Consider the following 17,052-nt stretch of genomic DNA (forward strand, 5'->3'; position numbering starts at 1 on the left):
GTCTCGGCATCCCCGGGGACGGCAGTCTCTGCCGTCCCCGGGGATGCCTGAGGGTGGTGCGGGGCTTCTTTCACGTGTGTTGCGGGTTGTTGTGACACCTGTGTCCGCGTGTATCGGGCTCTTGTTCTTCCGATGAAAGGACGGGCCGCATTTCGGGCGTGAGCTTCTCAACCCCCTTTTATGACGCGTGACATGTGCGCGGCGGGCTGGGAGTGTCCCTGGCCATCGAGGCAGTCCCCCCTTGGCCGGGTGGGCGGCGGCGATCCCGTCCCACTCCCCCCATGACTTTCTGGAGAAACCACATGTCCACGTTTTCCTCTGCCGGCAGCAGGGCACGTCGTCTCGCGCTCACGTCGGGGGCGGTCGTTCTCACCGGCGGTCTGCTGGCCGTCGGCGCCACCACCGCGGCGGCGGGTCCCGCTCCGGTCCACGAGGGCACGCCCGTCGCGGTCACCGCTCAGTCCCTCGGCCTCGGCGCCAAGGAGAAGCTGGTCGTCAAGGACGTGATCAAGGACGCCGACGGCACGGTCCACACCCGCTACGACCGTACCTACGCCGGTCTCCCGGTGCTGGGCGGCGACCTGATCGTCCATCGTGCCGCCGACGGGGCGGTCAAGGACGTCACCAAGGCCGTCCAGGCCGCCATCGAGGTCGACTCGCTCACCCCGAAGCTCACCGCGACCGCCGCCGAGTCCGCCGCGGTCAGGGCGGCGCGGGCCGCGAAGACCGCGGGGGCCGCCACCGGCGAAGCCCCCCGCAAGGTCATCTGGGCCGCCGCCGGCACGCCCGTCCTCGCCTACGAGACCGTCGTCACCGGCACCCAGCAGGACGGCGTCACCCCGAGCCTGCTGCGTGTCGTCACCGACGCCGACACCGGCAAGAAGCTGTACGAGAACCAGCTGATCGACGGCATAGCCGACGGCGTCACCGGTACCACCGGCAAGATCGGCGGCTCCGCCGCCGGCAAGCCGGGCAGCCCCCGGACCGGGGCGGTCGGCACCGGCGTCAGCCAGTACAGCGGCGCCGTCAGCCTCAACACCACCGCGTCGTCGAAGGGTTACGACCTCGTCGACAACGAGCGCGGCGGCTCCAGCACCGTCGACCTCCAGCACCGCACGGGCGGCAAGGGAACCCTGTTCACCGACGCCGACAACGCATGGGGTGACGGCACCCCCGCCCACAACCAGACCGCCGCCGTGGACGCCGCCTACGGCGCCGCCCAGACCTGGGACTTCTACAAGAACGTCCTGCACCGCAATGGCATCAAGAACGACGGCCGGGCCCCGGTCTCCAAGGTCCACTACGGCAACGCCTACCAGAACGCCTTCTGGGACGACCGGTCCTTCACCATCACCTACGGCGACGGCGCGAACAACCAGCACCCGCTGACCCAGCTCGACGTGGCCGGCCACGAGTTCAGCCACGGCGTCACGTCCGCCACCGCCAACCTGCAGTACTCCGGCGAGTCCGGCGGCCTGAACGAGGCCACCTCGGACATCTTCGGCACCGCGGTGGAGTGGAACGCGAACAACGCCCAGGACCCGGGCGACTACCTCCTCGGCGAGAAGATCGACATCTTCGGCAACGGCAAGCCGCTGCGCCACCAGGACCAGCCCAGCAAGGACGGCCGCGGCTCGGCCGACTACTGGAGCGCCGGCGTCGGCAACCTCGACGTGCACTACTCCTCCGGTGTCGCCAACCACTTCTTCTACCTGCTGTCCGAAGGCAGCGGCGCGAAGGACATCAACGGCGTGCACTACGACAGCCCGACCGTGGACGGTTCCACGGTCACCGGCATCGGCCGCGACAAGGCCGTGCAGATCTGGTACAAGGCGCTGACCGCCTACTTCACCTCCACCACCGACTACCACGGCGCCCGCGAGGGCAGCCTGAAGGCGGCCTCCGACCTCTACGGCGCCGACAGCGCCGAGGTCAAGGCCGTGGACGCCGCCTGGGCGGCGGTGAACGTCAAGGCCTGACCCGTACGACGGTGAACGAGGGTGCTCAAGGGGCGGTGTCCGGGTTGCCGGGCACCGCCCCCGCGCGTGCCACGCGGCGGGCGGCGGCGCCCTGCCACGGGACAATGCGGCACGGTGCGGTGCGGTGCGAAACCATCGTCCCTCCTCCCTCCCCCTCCCCCTCCGTCCCCACCCTTGCCCCATCTATCGAAATTCGATAGATTCCCATCGCAACTCGATGGAAGGACGGGTCATGGGAAAGCTGACAGTGGGCGCGCTGCGCGTCGTGCTCGTGGTGGTGCTCACCGGCACCGTGTTCGTACAGGCGTCGATGGTGTGGGCGCTGGCCACCGACCCCGAGGACGGGTCGCTCCCGCTGACGCCCCTGCGCCTGATCACGATCCTGGGCATGGTGTCCGCCCAGGTCGCCCTGGTCTGCGTCTGGCGGCTGGTGACGATGGTGCGACGCGGAACCGTGTTCTCCCACACCGCCTTCCGGTACGTGGACGGTGTGATCGGCGCGATCGTGGCGGCGGCCCTCCTGTGGTTCGCGGTCACGGCCCTCAATGCGCCGGGCCAGCGGGAGGACCCGGGCATCACCGTCATCATGGGCGGGGTCGGCGTGGCCATCCTGGGAGTCGCGCTCATCGTGCTGCTGCTGCGGATGCTGCTCGCCCAGGCCGTCGCGCGCGACGTCGAAGCGACGCAGATGCAGGCCGAGCTGGACGAGGTGATCTGATGCCGATCGCCGTCGACATCGACGTGATGCTGGCCAGGCGGAAGATGTCCGTGGGCGAGCTCGCGGACCGCGTGGGGATCACGCCCGCCAACCTGGCGGTCCTCAAGAACGGCCGCGCCAAGGCGGTGCGCTTCGCGACGCTCGCCGCGCTCTGCGAGGTGCTCGAGTGCCAGCCGGGCGACCTGCTGCGCTGGGAGGCCGAGGACGCCACGGACGGATGACGCGCCCGCTGCGGACCCGAAAGCACCTGGCACCACCGGCACTTCGACTCCAGGTCGGCGACCTGGAGTCGAAGTGTGTCGGCGAGCACCGGATCGCGGGCCTGTTTCTCGGCGGTGAGCCGCAGCGGGTTCGGGACCCCGGCGGATTCCGGGCGCAGATCGTGAAGTCGGCCTCGTGCCCCGGAGCCACGCGCCCACCGGTGCCGGCCTGTCCGGCGGAGCGCGGCCCCGGCCATGGCACGAAAGGCAGGCTCTGGGCCGTGTCCCAAAAATGGATCTTGAGCTGCGAATGATCACGGTTCATGGGGCGGGGAGATCTCACAGACGAGCATGCGCCACGTCGCCGAACTCATCGTGTAGTGGACCCAGACAAGTCACCTCGGGGGCCATGTCCGTCACAGGCTGGAACGCGGCATGGCGACGCGCGCGACCCTGCGTCCCGAAGCCGGATGACCGGCAATCAGCCCCTCGCGCTGTCGTCAGGAGCGCGCGAGCCGGGCCGCCAGATAGGGCGCGGTGGCGCTGCGGCGGGCCCTCGCCACCTTGGCCGGCGGCCCCGCCGCGACCACCCGCCCGCCCGCGTCGCCGCCGCCGGGACCGAGGTCGATGACCCAGTCGGCGGTGGCGATCGTGTCCAGGTCGTGCTCGACGAGGACGACCGTGTTGCCGGCGTCGACGAGCCGGTGCAGCTGTCGCAGCAGGAGCGCGATGTCCGAGGGGTGCAGCCCCGCCGTCGGCTCGTCGAGCAGGTAGAGCGCGTGCCCGCGGCGGGCTCGCTGCAGTTCGGTGGCCAGCTTGATGCGTTGCGCCTCGCCGCCGCTGAGTTCCGTCGCGGGCTGGCCCAGCCGCAGGTAGCCCAGTCCCACCTCGCGCAACGTCTCCAGACTGCGGGAAGCAGCCGGGACGGCGGACAGGAACTCGGCGGCGGCGTCGACGGACAGTGCCAGCACTTCCGCGATGTTCTTGCCGCGGTAGGTGACTTCCAGCGTTTCGGCGTTGTACCGGGCGCCTTCGCAGGTCGGGCACGGGGCGTAGGTACCGGGCAGGAACAGCAGTTCCACCGCGACGAATCCTTCGCCCTGGCAGGTCTCGCACCGGCCTTCGGGCACGTTGAAGGAGAACCGCCCAATCGAGTAGCCGCGCGCCCTGGCTTCGTCCGTCGCCGCGTACAGCTTGCGCACCGCGTCGAACATCCCGGTGTACGTGGCCAGGTTGGACCGGGGCGTTCGGCCGATGGGCCGTTGGTCGACCCGGACCAGCCGGTCGAACGACTCGACCCCCGACGCGTCCTGGACGTCGACCTCCAGCTGCGCCTCGTCGGGCTCCTCGGGTACGAGTCCGAGGTGGGCGCGGACGACCTCGGCGAGCACCTGCGTCACCAGCGTCGACTTCCCGGAACCGGAGACGCCCGTCACCGCCGTCAGTACGCAGAGCGGTACGTCGACGGACACGTCGTGCAGATTGTGGCGGGAGACGCCGCGCAGGTGCAACCAGCCGTGTGGTGTGCGCGGGCGGTGATCGAGCGGCTGGGCGCGCCCGAACAGGTACTGGCTCGTGGCCGACTCCCTGACCCGCTCAAGACCGGCGACCGGGCCACTGTACAGCACGCGTCCGCCGCCCTCGCCCGCACCGGGTCCGATGTCCACCACCCAGTCCGCCCGCCGTACGACGTCCATGTCGTGCTCCACGACGAACAGCGAGTTGCCCGCCGCCTTGAGGCGGTCCAGCACGTCCAGCAGCGGTTCCGCGTCAGCCGGGTGCAGGCCCGCGGAGGGTTCGTCGAGGACGTAGACGACGCCGAACAGCCCCGAGCGCAGCTGGGTGGCGATCCGCAGGCGCTGCGCCTCGCCCGGCGACAGGGTCGTCGAGCGGCGCCCGAGGCTGAGGTATCCGAGGCCCAGGTCGAGCAGTACGTCGACCCGCGCGACCAGATCGCCGCAGATCCGGACCGCGGCCTCGGTCGTCTCCCCGGATCGGGCGGTCGACGTGGTGGCGCCGGCCTCGGACCGTCCCGCGACGGGCCGCAGCAGCGCCACGACCTCGGTGAGCGGCATCGCGTTGATCTCGGCGATGGAACGTCCGGCGAAGGTCACGGCGAGCGCCTCGGGCCGCAGTCCGCTGCCGTGGCACTCGGGGCAGGGCACGCTCCGGACGAACCGGAGCGCCCGGTCGCGCGTCTTCTCGCTCTTGGAGTCGGCGAGGACGTGCATGACGTGCTTGCGGGCGCTCCAGAACTTGCCCTGGTAGCCGTAGTCGACGCGGTCCTCCTCCGGCTCGATGTACACGGAGGGCTGCTCGTCCGTGTACAGCAGCCAGTCCCGGTCCTTCTTCCTGAGCCTGCGCCACGGCCGGTCGATGTCGATGCCCAGGCCGCTCACGACACTGCGCAGGTTGGCGCCCTGCCAGGCGCCCGGCCAGGCGGCGATCGCCCCCTCGCGGATGCTCAGCGAGGGGTCCGGGACGAGCAGGTCCTCGGCGACGTCGTGCACGACGCCCAGTCCGTGGCACTCCGGGCAGGCGCCGGCCGCGGTGTTGGGTGAGAACGACTCGGCCTCCAGCCGTGCGGCCCGGGGCGGATAGGTGCCGGCGCGGGAGTACAGCATGCGCAGCAGATTGGACAGCGTGGTGAGGGTGCCGACCGTCGAGCGCGAGCTGGGCGATCCGCGTCGCTGCTGCAGGGCCACGGCCGGTGGCAGTCCGGTGATTTCCTGCACGTGCGGTGCGCCGACCTGTTGCAACAGCCTTCGGGCGTACGGTGCCACGGACTCGAAGTAGCGCCGCTGGGCCTCCGCGTAGAGCGTGCCGAACGCGAGCGAGGACTTGCCCGAACCGGAGACGCCGGTGAAAGCGACCAGCGCGTCCCGCGGAACGTCGACATCGACGTTCCGCAGGTTGTTCTCACCGGCACCCCGGACATGCACGAAGGGGTCGGTCGCGTCCTTGTCCACCGTTCCTGATTACCTGATCGCGCCGGGAAACGCGCGACGGGCGCCGTCACCGGGTCCCGCTCACACGAGCCCTCGGAGCCGGTGCAAGACGCTCCCGGGGAACGTTCGAGAGTGCCTGGCCGTTGAACCGTATGTGGGCGTGAAGGGAACTGTGTCCCCGGGCCTCGCCCTTGCCCATGACGACGATCGTTCGGCTGAAGCCTCATGGAGCCCCCACCGCGAGGCGGCCGCCCTTCGCGTCCACTCTCGACCGGAGACCTGGGCTCCAGCAGCGGCAGGGCCTTGACGTTCGACACCTGCCTACGTCGACACATGTCGAACCGGCGCGGAGCTGGTGTGCGCGGTGGCGCACGCAACCTTGTGGCCCGGTGACGGTGCAGGTCCTGCAAGGAGAGCACGGAGCACGAGGAGATCCGACCGTACCGCCTGCACCTGCCGGCAGGGCCCAGCGTGTCATACGGCGTCGGCGTCAGCTCGGGGGCATCCTGTGGCCACGGGCGATCGCGGGGGCAGCCGACGAGAGGGAGTCATGCGGGTGTCGTCTCAGGACGTTACGGTCGTGGCTCTTCTGGCGGATCCGGATGCGCCGACGGAGATCGCGCAGCGCATGGCCCGGACGCTTCCCGATCGGCTCGCCGACAGGTCGGGCCAGGGACGACGGTTCGACGTCGAGGTGGTCAGTGAGCCCTTCACCGCAGGTGCCGAGGACCCACCCACCTTGATGCACCGGATCATGAACCGCGGAAGTGAGGGGAACTGGGACATCGTCGTGGCCCTCACCGACCTTCCGCTGCACTCACACGGGCGCAAGCTCGTGGTGGATCTGAGTCACGAACACGGCTTGGCGCTGCTGTCCCTTCCCACGCTGGGGGGCTTCCGGCTGCAGACAAGGGCCCGGCAGGCCGTGGAAGAAGCCGTGCTCAGCCTGGCGGGTCCGCAGGGCACCGGGTCTGAGAAGCCTCCGGGAAGTCAGCCGCTGCGGGGGTCCTTCATCGGTCGTCTCGCGCCCGTCCATCCGGACCAGGTCGGTGAGGAGGAGATCGCCGATCTGCGGTACGTCGTCAGTGGGCCACGGGGTTACTTGAGGGTGCTCCTCGGTATGGTCCGCGCCAACCGGCCGTGGCGCTTGGTGCCGGGCTTGTCGAAAGCCCTGGCGGCCGCACTCGCCACGGGAGCGGTCGCCACCGTGAACTCCACCGTCTGGAGCCTGGCCGCCTACCTGAGTACGCCACGCCTGGTGATCGCCATGGTGGGGTCTGTCGCTCTCATGATCGGCTGGCTGATCGTGGACGCGAACCTGTGGCATCGAACGGACGATGTTTCGCCGGAGGCGAGGAAGAGGGCGGCTCTCTACAACGCCTCGACGGTCGTGACCGTGGGCATCGGGGTGATCGTCTGCTACGTGGGTTTGGTGCTCATCAACCTGGTGTGGGCGCTGTTCATCCTCAACGGCCAAGTGTTCGCTTCCACGACACAGACCCCGCTGCACGCCACGGAGTACTGGACGCTGTCCTGGTTCGTCGCTTCGGTCGCCACGGTGGGCGGCGCGCTGGGATCGGGCCTGGAGAGCGACGAGGCGATCCGGGCAGCCGCCTACTCCAAGCGCGAACAGGAGCGTCGGAGCATGCTGCAGGACGACCACGGTGACTAGCGGGTGACCTCGGTCGGAGATGTGCCGTCGGTCGGTGGTCGTCCGGGTCCGGACATTCCGCTGATCGGTCGGTGCGTATTCGTTTCGCCTCAGGAGCCGACGGGCACCCGCCTGGCACACCGCCGGAGCGTCGAAGCTCCCTCTGGCGGGTCGGCGGCGGACCCACTGTTCCACCCCATCCAGGTGAACGGCCCCCAGAGGCGTGCCGGAGCCCCGGACCCCGCCGCAGCACTTCCGAGAGCCAGGCTCTTTGCGCCCTCTCCATCGCCGACATGGGCCCCTACCAGGGTGGCCAGGCGGAGCTGCTGCGCGTGCCCTACGGCGACTTCAACGCGCTGCGTCTGGGCGAGGACGCCGCCGAGCGGCAGACCGACTACGTGATGCTCGCCGACATCTTCCCCACCGGCTATCACGCCACCGAGATGGCCCACGTCAAACCCGGTGACCAGACGATCGTCTTCGGGGCCGGTCCGGTCGGGCCGAGGGCGACCTATTCCGCCCTCCTCAAGGGAGCCGGCCGCCTCTGGACGGCCGACCACCAGCCCGACCGGCTGTGCAAGGCGGAGGAGCTCGGTGCCATCCCGATCAACACCGCCGAGCAGAACCCGGCGGAGGTCGTCAAGGAGACCACACTCGGTCTGGGCGCCGACAACGGCTGCGAAGGCGTCGGCTACCAGGCGCACGACACCCCAAGGACACGAGGACGCCAGCCTCACGCTCAACGGTCTGATCGACTCGGTCAGGTCCACCGACGACATCGGCGTGGTGGGCGTTTTCCTGCCCCAGGACCCCGGCGGCGCGGAGGCCCAGGGCGAGCTGGAAGCTCAGGACAAGGTCCCCATCGACTTCGGCATGATGTGGTTCAAGGGCCAGCGCATGGGCACGGGGCAGGCTCCGGTGAAGAAGTACAACCGGGCGCCGCGGGACCTGATCGCCGGCGGGAAGGCGAGGCCGAGCTTCGTCGTCTCCCACGCACTCGGCCTGGACGAGGCCCCCACCGCCTACGAACACTTCGACGCCCGTGACGAGGGCTGGACCAAGGTGGTCCTTCGCCGAAAGGGCTTGGGGACCCGCGGCAACGCCTCCCGCCATCCCTGCCGATCGTGCACCCAGTCCGTCATCACCTTGGCGATCGACTCCTCCGGGCCGAACACCTCGTGGAGCCTTGGAACATGTGCCTGGTGGTGCTTGTCTGCACTGCCTTCGCGGTACTCGACCTGGTAGCTGTCGTCGTCGTTCAGGTACACCTGAACGTAGTGCTGGTCCACAGGCTCCAGATCGAGCCTTTCCAGGATCACGAACCGGTGCCGCAGGTTCATCTCGGACAGCAGGTCGCCCAGAGCCTCCTCGGTCGGATCGTCCACGGTACGACCGCCCGCTTCAACTGCCCGCAGCACCGGCTTCACCATGCACGCGACTGTACCGACCCACAGGATTCAGCTCCCCGGCAGTGCACTTTCGCACCACCCTTCAGTTCCCGCCGCGGGAGCGCCTGCGGGTGATCAGCCAGGTGCCACCGACGATGATCAGGGCGAAGACGGCCAGCACCGCGCCCAGGGCGGTCAACAGCCACAGCCGCTCGCGCAGCTTCAGGGTGCCGCTGAGGGTGACCTGGAGGGAGCCGACGGCGAAGGCGATCGCCGAGGTGAACACGGCGACGAGTTCGACCGCCCGTACGGAGGAGCTGTGCATGGCGCGCTCCAGGTCGGCGTTGGCGGCCTCCTGGCGCCGCCACCGGGCCTCGTGCTCCGCCTCGCGTGCCGCCCGCAGCCGGGCTTCCTGGATGGCGTCCCGCTTGACGAGGTACTGCTCCATCAGCAACTCGCGGCTGAAGGTGCCGTGGTGGGCGAGCATGGCCAGTGCGGCATCGACGTGCGACAAGGCCTCGTCGTGGTCGGCGCACAGGTGGTGGGCGGTGGCGAGACGGAAGCGGAACATGTGGTTATCGGGGTGAGCGTCCACGGCCTCCTGCGCGAGCCGGCGCAGGAGTTCGCCCTGGCCGTCGAAGGGCACGGAGAACGCCAGCCCGTTCAGGCACACGTCCATCACATGCCGTGAACGGTGCGCGGCCTCCCATGCCCGCTCCAGCAGGCCGTGGGCGTGCTCGGTGGTCAGGGCGCGGCTCCCGAACGCCGCGAACGCGCGCAGGGCCAGGATCACCGGCTCCTCACGGTGGGGGCCGGCCGCGGTGGCGAGGACGGAGGTGGTGAGGACGGCGTTCAGGTCGTCGAAGGCGAAGTTCGCGCGGAGTTTTCCCGCGTGGTAGAGCAGGATCGTGAGGGCCGCGTCGGCGGCCCCGGGGACTCCGGCAAGGCTTCGGGCCGCCTCGTCGAGTTGTTCGCGGGTCTCCACGTGGGACCTGTTGATGAAGCCGTTGCCGAGGGTCCACTGCTCGCGGACGGCGGAGCGGCATCCGATGGTGGTGTGCAGGGCGATCCAGCGCGCGCAGGCCAGGGCGGTGTCCGTGGACGGACTGTCGGCGAAGCGGCGCCGCCAGTAGCGGTCGGCGCAGACGAAGAACGGATCGGTCGCGAAGTCCGCGGTCCTGACCTCGAAGTCCGGTTCCTGTCCGCTCTCGTGGAGCTGGAGGGCGACCTGCTCGGCGACGCGATCGAGGTCGGCGGCCTCGACACCCACTGCCGCTGCCAGCCGGGCACGGAATCGCTCTTGGGTCTGTTCCTGCGCGGCCGGCGTGTCCATCGCTTCCCCCTGCGTGATCGTTCTCCCCACCGGAAGACCCTACAGGTGCACGTCAACGCACATCCGGGGCCTGCCCCACCGCGCGCCGAAGGGCGCCTCTGTGCCCGAAAAGGGCGCCACCGTACGCCGAAGGGCGCGTCAGGCGCTGATGCCGACGGAGGAGACGTAGGCGTAGGCGTTGTAGTCGGAGTCGAGGTCGGAGATGACGTCGTCCCAGATCTCGTCGACGAGGTTCGCGTCGCGGGCGGCCCACGCGTCCACGAGGTCGGCCCAGATGTAGCGGACGGTGACGGTACGGGTGTTCAGGTCGCGCCGGTACTTCGCCTCCACCCTGGTCTGGTCGACGGGGTAGATCTCCATCCGGCGGCCGCGGCCCTTGTTGTCGAGGTGCCTGACCAGCCAGCCCGAGCGGATCAGGTTCTCGCGGCGGCGGTGCCAGTACGCGGCGTCGATCCGCTCCCGGCTCGCCGGGGTCGGGGACACCTGGCCCTTCGCCCTCATCCACGTGCGGATCGTACGGAGGGAGACGCCCTGGGCCTTCAGCTCGGCGCGGCCGGCGGGGCTGTCGAGGTAGCGCAGCCGGGCCGCCAGACCTCGGCGGGAGGTGACGGGCGAGGCGATGCCGGAGGTGTGGACGATGCGGTTCAGTTCCAGGATCAGGGCCTCGCCGCCCTTCATCCCGTTCACGTCCGTCTTCTGCCACTGGCCCCAGCGGGACCACAGGTCCGGTGAACCGGCCATCAGCGCTTGCCTCCCAGGATGTACGTGTCCTTCTCCTTGACCTCGTTCAGGTCCCGGCCCTCCTGGAAGACGGCGCGCCAGTCGCCGGTGACGTGGAGTTCGTCGGTGCCGGAGATCTCCACGACCGCAAGGCCGGCCTTGTGCGCCTTGTGGGCCTTCATCCACAGGTTCGCGAACGCCTTCGACCGGATGATGTGCATCCAGTCCGGTCGCCGGATCTCCCGGTTCGCGCTCGACTCCCCGATCGTGGACACGAACTTGGAGTACATGGCCTTCACGTACGCCACCGTCAGCTCATCGCCCTCGGCGAGAGCGGTCCTGCGGGTCTCGGCGAGAGCACGGCGGAGCTTCTCCAGCAGGCCCTCGGTGGCACCGGAGACCAGGGAGCGGTGGATCACCGGCGGGTCCGCGAGGCCCTGGCGGGCGCAGTCGACCAGCAGCCGCAGGGTGGACTCCGTCACCCACAGCTCCCCCGGTTCCATGCGGTTGCCCAGGGGGTTGGGCAGGTCGGGGTGGTCCCACTCGGCAGGGGTGATCAGGTGGACGCCGGCCTTCTTGGGGTCGTGGACGCCACTGGTGTCCTCCCGGAGCTGGCCGATCGGCAACCACGCCTTGAGCGCCGACAGGTAGGCGGCGTTCATGTCGAGCGCGGTCACCTCGATCCGCTCGCCCTTCTTCGCCGCCGAGAAGAGGGCGGCGTTGCGCCACTTCGGGCGGCCCTCCCAGATCTCGTCCGCGCCCTTCTGCGACTTCTTCCTGAGGATGTCCTGCGTCGGCGGGAACTCCGAGTGCTCGTACCGGCCGCCGACCCGGGACGCCTTCAGCAGGGCCATCACATCCGGGATCGCCGTCTTGATCAGCGCGGCCTGCGCGGCATCGGCATCACCCGCGTGCTCGGCGAGGACGTCGTGGACGCGATCGGCGATCTGCTCGATCAGAGTCCCGGAGGCGTACGCGGGCGCGCCACGGCGCGGCGGATCGGCAGACGCGGGGGTCGCGGGCGCCGGGGCGGTCTCCGTCTCAGCGACCGGAGCGACGGGGGGTTCCGCATCAGCGACCGGAGCGACAGGGGGTTCCGTCACGGCGACCGGAGCGGTGGGGGTTTCCGCGATCGGTGACGGTTCGGCCGGTGCTGCCGCGGGGGCCTCGGCGGTCGGGCTCGCGGCGGTCGGGCTCGCGGCGGCGACGGCCGCGGCGCACTCCTCGGCGCTCAAGTGCTGCGGGAAACCGTCGAGTTCGACCATGGCCGGCTGCCCGCACAGCACGCACGGCCCCACCGACTCCTGCACGACGGTTTCGGCCGGCGCAGGGGTCGGGCGTACGGGAGACGTGGGGGGCGCGCCGGGCCGGAGGCTCTGGGCGGCGCCGTGCAGGACGTCGACCGCGTGCGTCGGTCCGGCCAGCAGGTCGAGCACGGCGAGGCCGTAGTGCGCGGCCAGCAGATCGACGTCCTCCAACGACCAGTGTGCGCTGCCGGACTGCTTGCGGGACACCTGCGCCTGGGACAGCCCGAGCCCGGCGGCCAGGTCGCCCTGCCGCTCCCCCGACCGCGACATCAGCGCCGCCACCGTGAGCCTGAGGATCTCTTCCGTACCCGACACGCGTGCCACTCTATCCACTCCGTATGCGTGAAACGCATGCGCCATGGCTCAGGGCGCTTGCCGGCGGCGATCTGTCCGGCAAGGACCAGCTGCAGCGCCGCGACGTTCACGTCCGATAGCCATGCCGGGCGTGTCGTGAGGGACCGTCACGGACGGCGTCGGAGTCTGGAGTCACCACATCGCACCGCGAGCGTTTGACATCCCCTGGAAGCCATTCAAGAGTGCCTTTTAGGTGATATCGGAAAAACTGGACAGGAGTCAGGAATGCGCTTGTGTACCGACCGTGGGCGTCGCGGTCTCGTCTTGCCCGCACTGGCCGCCGCCTTGGCCATGCCCTTGCTGTCCGCAACTCCCGCTTCGGCATGTTCCACCGGCACGGTCACCCGCTCCGGCGGGATCGTCACGTTCGCAGCGCAGCCGGGCGCGGCCAATCAGGTCACCTTCTACACCGCCACCGCCCCTCTCCTGCGGGTGTCCGACCCGGCCGGCATCACCGCGGGCCCCGGCTGCACCCAGACCAGCCCCCGCACGGCGACCTGCGGCACGATCGCCGGCATCACCGCCATCCACGCCGACGGCGGCGACGGCGACGACCGGCTCGCGGCCGGAGCGGACCTCAACATCCCCGTCGACTTCAACGGAGGACCCGGCCGGGACATCCTCGTCGGCGGCACCGCCGACGACCACCTGGAGGACCCCGACGGCTGGCCCACCTTCCCCCTCCAGGCCACCTTCCGCGGCCTCGCCGGCAATGACGTCATCATCAGCCGCAACCGCGGCTACGACCGCGTCGAATGCGAGGGCGGCAACGACGTCGTCACGGCGGACCCGGCCGTCCTGGACCGGGTCACGAACACCTGCGAGACGATCAACCGCGGCTGACGCCCCACCCGCACGAAAGCCGGAACCCGCTCCGGCGACCCGCGCATCCGGACGGGCACGACGACGTCGTGCCCGTCCGGGCCGTGTGAGACCGGACAAGTCCCGGCGTACGACTGGGCGAGGGCCCGGAGCGCGGAGGCGAGGCCGGCCGAGCGGTGTCTCTCGATACGGACGACACGCCACGCCGTGGATCGATGATCAGTCGCATGAGGGATCCTTCCGGTCGGTGGCGGCCCGTACGTTCGAGCGATGAGTTCATCCCCCTTTCGGCGCATTTCGCTTTCCCCAACCGGCCACACTTGCCTGGAAGTTGATCGTGCGGCTTCATGTGCCGGCTCGTCTTCGCTGTCCGTCGGGGAGCCGTTGGCGATGGCCGTGGCTGAGGGCGGCCACCGCCAGGGTGGTCAGGACGAGGACGTCGACCGCCTCGACCGCGACCGTGGGGCGGACCAGCTCCGCGTCCGCCGATTCCTCGAAGCCGAACAGGCCCGTGGTGAGGCTCAGGAAGAGCGCGCCGAGGGTGCCCGCCGTGAACAGCGCGGTGACGGTGGCGACCGGGGCGAGCCTGCGGTACGGGGTGAGGAGGAGGGCCACGGCGAGGAGGCAGCCGAGGACGCCGTTCAGCAGGAACAGGCTGCCGATGGTGGCCAGGTCGCGGTAGCCGTCGGCCCACAGGGCGAGGTGGATGGCCCCCATCGTCGCTGTCAGCCCCGCGGTGACCAGCCGCAGCACGAGCACGGCGGCACGGCGGGTCGGGTCAGTAGCCATTGCCGGGAGAAGTGGGAGTCGTCGGGCTGCTCGGCGTGGCCGGGCCTGTCCCGGGCTTGTTGACGGGGGCGCCGGCCACCGTGATCTCGGTCTTCATCCCCAGGTCCTTGTGCCCGTCGACCGGGCAGTAGATCTCGTACCTTCCCGTCTTCAGGGTCACCGTCAGGGTCGTGGACCCGCCCGGAGCGACGGTGCTGGAGCGGTTCTCGCCGCCCGACCCCTCGACCTCCAGGGCGTGGTCGTGCTTCCCGGTGTTCGTCGCGACGAAGGCGTACGTGCCGGGTGTGAAGGTCCGCTGGGACAGCGTGATCCTGAAGTCGGACAGGTCCGCGGTCACCCGGGTCGCGCCCCCGGGCGCCGTGCTCTTCTGGGCGGGGGGTGGCGCGGTGGTGCCGCTGTTCGAACCGCCACCGTCGCTTCCGCACGCCGCGAGGACGCCTGCCAGCGCGGTGGCCGACAGGGCGAGCAGTGCGCGGGTACGTGGTTCCGTCATCGTTCCGTCCTCCTGACGGGGCTTCCTGCTCTGTCATCCGGTTCGGTCCCCCGGGTCGTCCCCCGGTTCGCTCCCCCACAGGGAGTACGGCGCCGGGCCCCTCCGGGATTGCGGGTCCGGGCGGACAATGGGCGCAGGCGATCCCTTCGGGGGCGTCGGACGTATCCATGGGTGTGGGACGCATGGGCCTTCCGCTGGAGCGGGTTTCCGACGAAGCACTGCTCTCCGGGCTCGCCACCGGCGATCCGGAGATCGCGGTGGCGTTCGTACGCCGCTTCCAGCGCACGGTCTACGGCGTGGCCGTCGCCGTGGTCGGAGATCCGCGGGTCGCGGAGGACGTGGCCCAGCAGACCTTCGAGCGGGCGTGGCGGCACGCCCAGGTGTACGACGGCCGGCGCGGCTCGGTACGGACCTGGCTGACGGCCATCGCGCACAACCTGGCGATCGACGCGGTGCGGGCGCGGCGTGCGACCCCGGTGTCACCGGAGGACCTGGAGACGCTGGTCGGGATCGTGTCGGAGACCCCTGAGCGGCGCGCGCTCGCCGACGACGCGGCCGAACGGGTCCGGCGGGCGGTGGCGGCGCTGCCACGGGAGCAGGCGCGGGCGCTGGTGATGGCCGGGATCTACGGGATGACGGCGCGGGAGGTCGCCGCCTTCGAGGACGTGCCGCTGGGCACGGCGAAGACCCGGATCCGGGCGGGGACGATCAAGGTGCGGGCGCTCCTGGAGAGCGAGGAGACGCGGTGAGCGGCATGGACTGCGAGCGGCTGCGTGAGGAGGGCGCCGAGCTGGCGCTCGGGATCCTTCCCGCGCGCGAGCGGGCCGAGGCGGTGGCTCATCTGGACCGCTGCCCGGGCTGCCGGGCGTACGTGGAGCGGCTGACGGCGGTCGGGGACGGGCTGCTCGGGCTGCTGCCGGGGGCGGAGCCGCCGGTGGGTTTCGAGAGCCGGGTGGTACGGGCGATGCTCCCCGCCCCTGCACCCACCCCCTCGTCCGCTCCCGCGGCCCCTGCGGCGGCCGGGCGCCGGCTGCGGGGGCGCCGCTTCCGGATGGCGGCGGCGGGCCTGGCCACGGCCCTGGCCTTCGGTTTCGGCGGCTGGGCGGTGGGGACCGTGGTGGAGGGAGCGCCCCGGGTGGTGGCGCCGGCGTCGCACGTCCTGGAGGCGGCGTTGGTCTCCCCGGACCGGGCCGGGAACGGCCGGGAGGTGGGCCGGATCTACGCGCACCCGGCGGACGCCACGGGCGGGGACGGCTGGGTGTACATGTCGGTCGACCTCGGTGACGGAGCCGCGGCCGACGGCCCGGTGCGGTGCCTCCTGGTGCGCGCCGACGGGTCCGCCGTACCGCTCGGCTCGTTCCACGTGAAGGCCGGTTACGGCTACTGGGGCGCCCCGGCCCCCGTGGACCTGGCCCCCGGCACCCTGAGCGGTGCCCGCCTGGTGGCCGCGGACGGCACGGTCCTGGCGACGGCCCGTTTCGCCGGAGCCGACGGGACGGGCGCGGGCGGGAGCGGGTCGGGCGGGGCCGAGGCGGCGCCCGAGGGGAGCGGGACAGGTCCCTCCTCGCACCCTCGGTGACCCGGCGCCTGATCGCCGAGTTCGCACGGCTGCCCGCGGCCCGCCCCACGCCGGTCCCCCTCCTGGAGGAGCCCACGGAGCACGAGCGTGCACGGCCTCGGCCTCGCCCGAAGCAGGTGGTCGCCGCCCTGATGTGCGGCACCGAGGCGGCGCTCTCCGCGTTCGCCCCGGCGAACGGCACGGCGCGGTGGACCGTTCCTCTCGACGCCGGCGCGGTGTGGACGCGGAGCTGGACGTCGTGTCCGCGGATCCGCCGACGGTGCGGGGCCCCGAAGCGGAAGGGGGCCTGAGCGCCGTCCTCGCCTTCGCCCCGGACGGCCGCCTCCGGACCAGGATCGACGCCGGCGGCGGCTACGGCCGGATCCACCACGCGGTCGTCGAGGACGGACGGCTCTTCGCCGTCACCGCGACGGAGAGCGGGCGGGGTGCCCTCTTCTCCGGGGTCGTCGCCTTCGACCTGGCGAGCGGCGCCGAGCTGTGGCGGAAGGACGCCGGGGACGCCGCGCTGGACGTGACGGACGGCCGGGTGACGATGGTGCGGCCCGGTTGCAACGGCGACTTGATGTTCGGCCTCGACGCGGCCACGGGCGACGAGGAGGACGAGCAGGGCTTCCGCGACCGGTGGGTGACCGCCGGGAGCGTGCTCACGTATCAGGACCTGGTGATCGTGGTCCGCGGGGGAGGAAAACCGCACCCCTTCTCCGTGTACGAACGCTGGTGACGGACCTCTCGGGAACTCCACCGGGTCCCGGGACGACGACCGGGGCCGGC

At 70.9% G+C, this 17,052-nt stretch carries 15 protein-coding genes and 1 pseudogene; 9 read left to right on the forward strand and 7 right to left on the reverse strand.

The features are described from left to right. Positions 1–302 precede the first annotated feature (302 nt). From BLW86_RS01540 to BLW86_RS01550, 3 genes are all read left to right on the forward strand, one after another. Entirely contained in the window at positions 303–1,979 is a 1,677-nt protein-coding gene (locus BLW86_RS01540) for a M4 family metallopeptidase (protein WP_256341158.1), read from the forward strand. A gap of 232 nt (positions 1,980–2,211) precedes the next feature. After that, positions 2,212–2,697, forward strand: coding sequence for a DUF2975 domain-containing protein (locus BLW86_RS01545; protein WP_093872323.1), 486 nt, complete (start codon positions 2,212–2,214; stop codon positions 2,695–2,697). Further along, on the forward strand, positions 2,697–2,918 hold the full coding sequence (locus BLW86_RS01550) for a helix-turn-helix domain-containing protein (RefSeq protein ID WP_093872324.1): 222 nt from the start codon (positions 2,697–2,699) through the stop codon (positions 2,916–2,918). The genes BLW86_RS01545 and BLW86_RS01550 overlap by 1 nt, the downstream gene beginning before the upstream one ends. Positions 2,919–3,397: 479 nt before the next feature. Here the strand turns inward: BLW86_RS01550 and uvrA are convergent, their stop codons facing one another. Continuing rightward, a complete protein-coding gene (gene uvrA, locus BLW86_RS01555) occupies positions 3,398–5,866 on the reverse strand; it encodes an excinuclease ABC subunit UvrA (protein WP_093872325.1) in 2,469 nt (822 codons plus the stop codon). A gap of 529 nt (positions 5,867–6,395) precedes the next feature. Here uvrA and BLW86_RS01560 point away from each other — a divergent pair. Further along, positions 6,396–7,517 carry a hypothetical protein gene (locus BLW86_RS01560; protein WP_177181526.1) on the forward strand — a complete coding sequence of 374 codons (1,122 nt, stop codon included), beginning with the start codon at positions 6,396–6,398 and terminating at the stop codon, positions 7,515–7,517. Positions 7,518–7,771: 254 nt separating this feature from the next. Further along, positions 7,772–8,585 (forward strand): annotated as a pseudogene (locus BLW86_RS42840) (aldehyde dehydrogenase); the annotation flags it as partial. On the opposite strand, the gene BLW86_RS01570 reads toward BLW86_RS42840, so the two are convergent. The 4 genes from BLW86_RS01570 to BLW86_RS42845 form a co-directional block, all read right to left on the reverse strand. Then, on the reverse strand, positions 8,519–8,926 hold the full coding sequence (locus BLW86_RS01570; protein ID WP_256341159.1) for a hypothetical protein: 408 nt from the start codon (positions 8,924–8,926) through the stop codon (positions 8,519–8,521). The pseudogene BLW86_RS42840 and the gene BLW86_RS01570 overlap by 67 nt on opposite strands. A 61-nt stretch (positions 8,927–8,987) precedes the next feature. Further along, positions 8,988–10,217, reverse strand: a complete 1,230-nt coding sequence (locus BLW86_RS01575; protein WP_218137997.1) for a hypothetical protein — start codon at positions 10,215–10,217, stop codon at positions 8,988–8,990. A 138-nt stretch (positions 10,218–10,355) separates the two neighbouring features. Next, a complete protein-coding gene (locus BLW86_RS01580) occupies positions 10,356–10,958 on the reverse strand; it encodes a hypothetical protein (protein WP_093872327.1) in 603 nt (200 codons plus the stop codon). Next, on the reverse strand, positions 10,958–12,559 hold the full coding sequence (locus BLW86_RS42845; RefSeq protein ID WP_256341160.1) for a helix-turn-helix domain-containing protein: 1,602 nt from the start codon (positions 12,557–12,559) through the stop codon (positions 10,958–10,960). The genes BLW86_RS01580 and BLW86_RS42845 overlap by 1 nt, the downstream gene beginning before the upstream one ends. Positions 12,560–12,862: 303 nt before the next feature. Between BLW86_RS42845 and BLW86_RS01595 the strand changes: the two genes are divergently transcribed. Beyond that, entirely contained in the window at positions 12,863–13,441 is a 579-nt protein-coding gene (locus BLW86_RS01595; protein ID WP_143060205.1) for a hypothetical protein, read from the forward strand. A 324-nt stretch (positions 13,442–13,765) separates the two neighbouring features. Here the strand turns inward: BLW86_RS01595 and BLW86_RS01600 are convergent, their stop codons facing one another. Together BLW86_RS01600 and BLW86_RS01605 are read right to left on the reverse strand one after the other, a co-directional pair. Further along, positions 13,766–14,209, reverse strand: a complete 444-nt coding sequence (locus BLW86_RS01600) for a hypothetical protein (protein ID WP_143060206.1) — start codon at positions 14,207–14,209, stop codon at positions 13,766–13,768. Then, positions 14,199–14,702 (reverse strand): hypothetical protein, encoded by a 504-nt coding sequence (locus tag BLW86_RS01605; RefSeq protein WP_093872332.1) that lies wholly within the window; start codon positions 14,700–14,702, stop codon positions 14,199–14,201. Before BLW86_RS01605 ends, BLW86_RS01600 begins: the two co-directional genes overlap by 11 nt. Positions 14,703–14,869: 167 nt before the next feature. On the opposite strand from BLW86_RS01605, the gene BLW86_RS01610 reads away from it, so the two are divergent. From BLW86_RS01610 to BLW86_RS01620, 3 genes are all read left to right on the forward strand, one after another. Beyond that, on the forward strand, positions 14,870–15,451 hold the full coding sequence (locus BLW86_RS01610) for an RNA polymerase sigma factor (RefSeq protein WP_371129431.1): 582 nt from the start codon (positions 14,870–14,872) through the stop codon (positions 15,449–15,451). Between the two features lie 5 nt (positions 15,452–15,456). Further along, a complete protein-coding gene (locus BLW86_RS01615; RefSeq protein WP_256341631.1) occupies positions 15,457–16,281 on the forward strand; it encodes an anti-sigma factor family protein in 825 nt (274 codons plus the stop codon). A gap of 217 nt (positions 16,282–16,498) precedes the next feature. Then, entirely contained in the window at positions 16,499–17,002 is a 504-nt protein-coding gene (locus tag BLW86_RS01620; RefSeq protein WP_093872334.1) for an outer membrane protein assembly factor BamB family protein, read from the forward strand. Positions 17,003–17,052: the final 50 nt, after the last annotated feature.

Origin of the sequence: Streptomyces sp. TLI_105 (assembly GCF_900105415.1) — a bacterium.
GTDB lineage: Bacteria > Actinomycetota > Actinomycetes > Streptomycetales > Streptomycetaceae > Streptomyces.

Excerpts from the sequence above, each read along its gene's own strand:
- BLW86_RS01545 (WP_093872323.1), top strand. The coding sequence starts at position 2,212 with ATGGGAAAGCTGACAGTGGGCGCGCTGCGCGTCGTGCTCGTGGTGGTG.
- BLW86_RS01610 (WP_371129431.1), top strand. The coding sequence starts at position 14,870 with ATGGGTGTGGGACGCATGGGCCTTCCGCTGGAGCGGGTTTCCGACGAA.
- BLW86_RS01560 (WP_177181526.1), top strand. The coding sequence starts at position 6,396 with ATGCGGGTGTCGTCTCAGGACGTTACGGTCGTGGCTCTTCTGGCGGAT.
- BLW86_RS01570 (WP_256341159.1), bottom strand. The coding sequence starts at position 8,926 with ATGGTGAAGCCGGTGCTGCGGGCAGTTGAAGCGGGCGGTCGTACCGTG.
- BLW86_RS01615 (WP_256341631.1), top strand. The coding sequence starts at position 15,457 with ATGGACTGCGAGCGGCTGCGTGAGGAGGGCGCCGAGCTGGCGCTCGGG.
- BLW86_RS01580 (WP_093872327.1), bottom strand. The coding sequence starts at position 10,958 with ATGGCCGGTTCACCGGACCTGTGGTCCCGCTGGGGCCAGTGGCAGAAG.
- BLW86_RS01575 (WP_218137997.1), bottom strand. The coding sequence starts at position 10,217 with ATGGACACGCCGGCCGCGCAGGAACAGACCCAAGAGCGATTCCGTGCC.
- BLW86_RS01605 (WP_093872332.1), bottom strand. The coding sequence starts at position 14,702 with ATGACGGAACCACGTACCCGCGCACTGCTCGCCCTGTCGGCCACCGCG.
- BLW86_RS01550 (WP_093872324.1), top strand. The coding sequence starts at position 2,697 with ATGCCGATCGCCGTCGACATCGACGTGATGCTGGCCAGGCGGAAGATG.
- BLW86_RS01600 (WP_143060206.1), bottom strand. The coding sequence starts at position 14,209 with ATGGCTACTGACCCGACCCGCCGTGCCGCCGTGCTCGTGCTGCGGCTG.
- BLW86_RS01540 (WP_256341158.1), top strand. The coding sequence starts at position 303 with ATGTCCACGTTTTCCTCTGCCGGCAGCAGGGCACGTCGTCTCGCGCTC.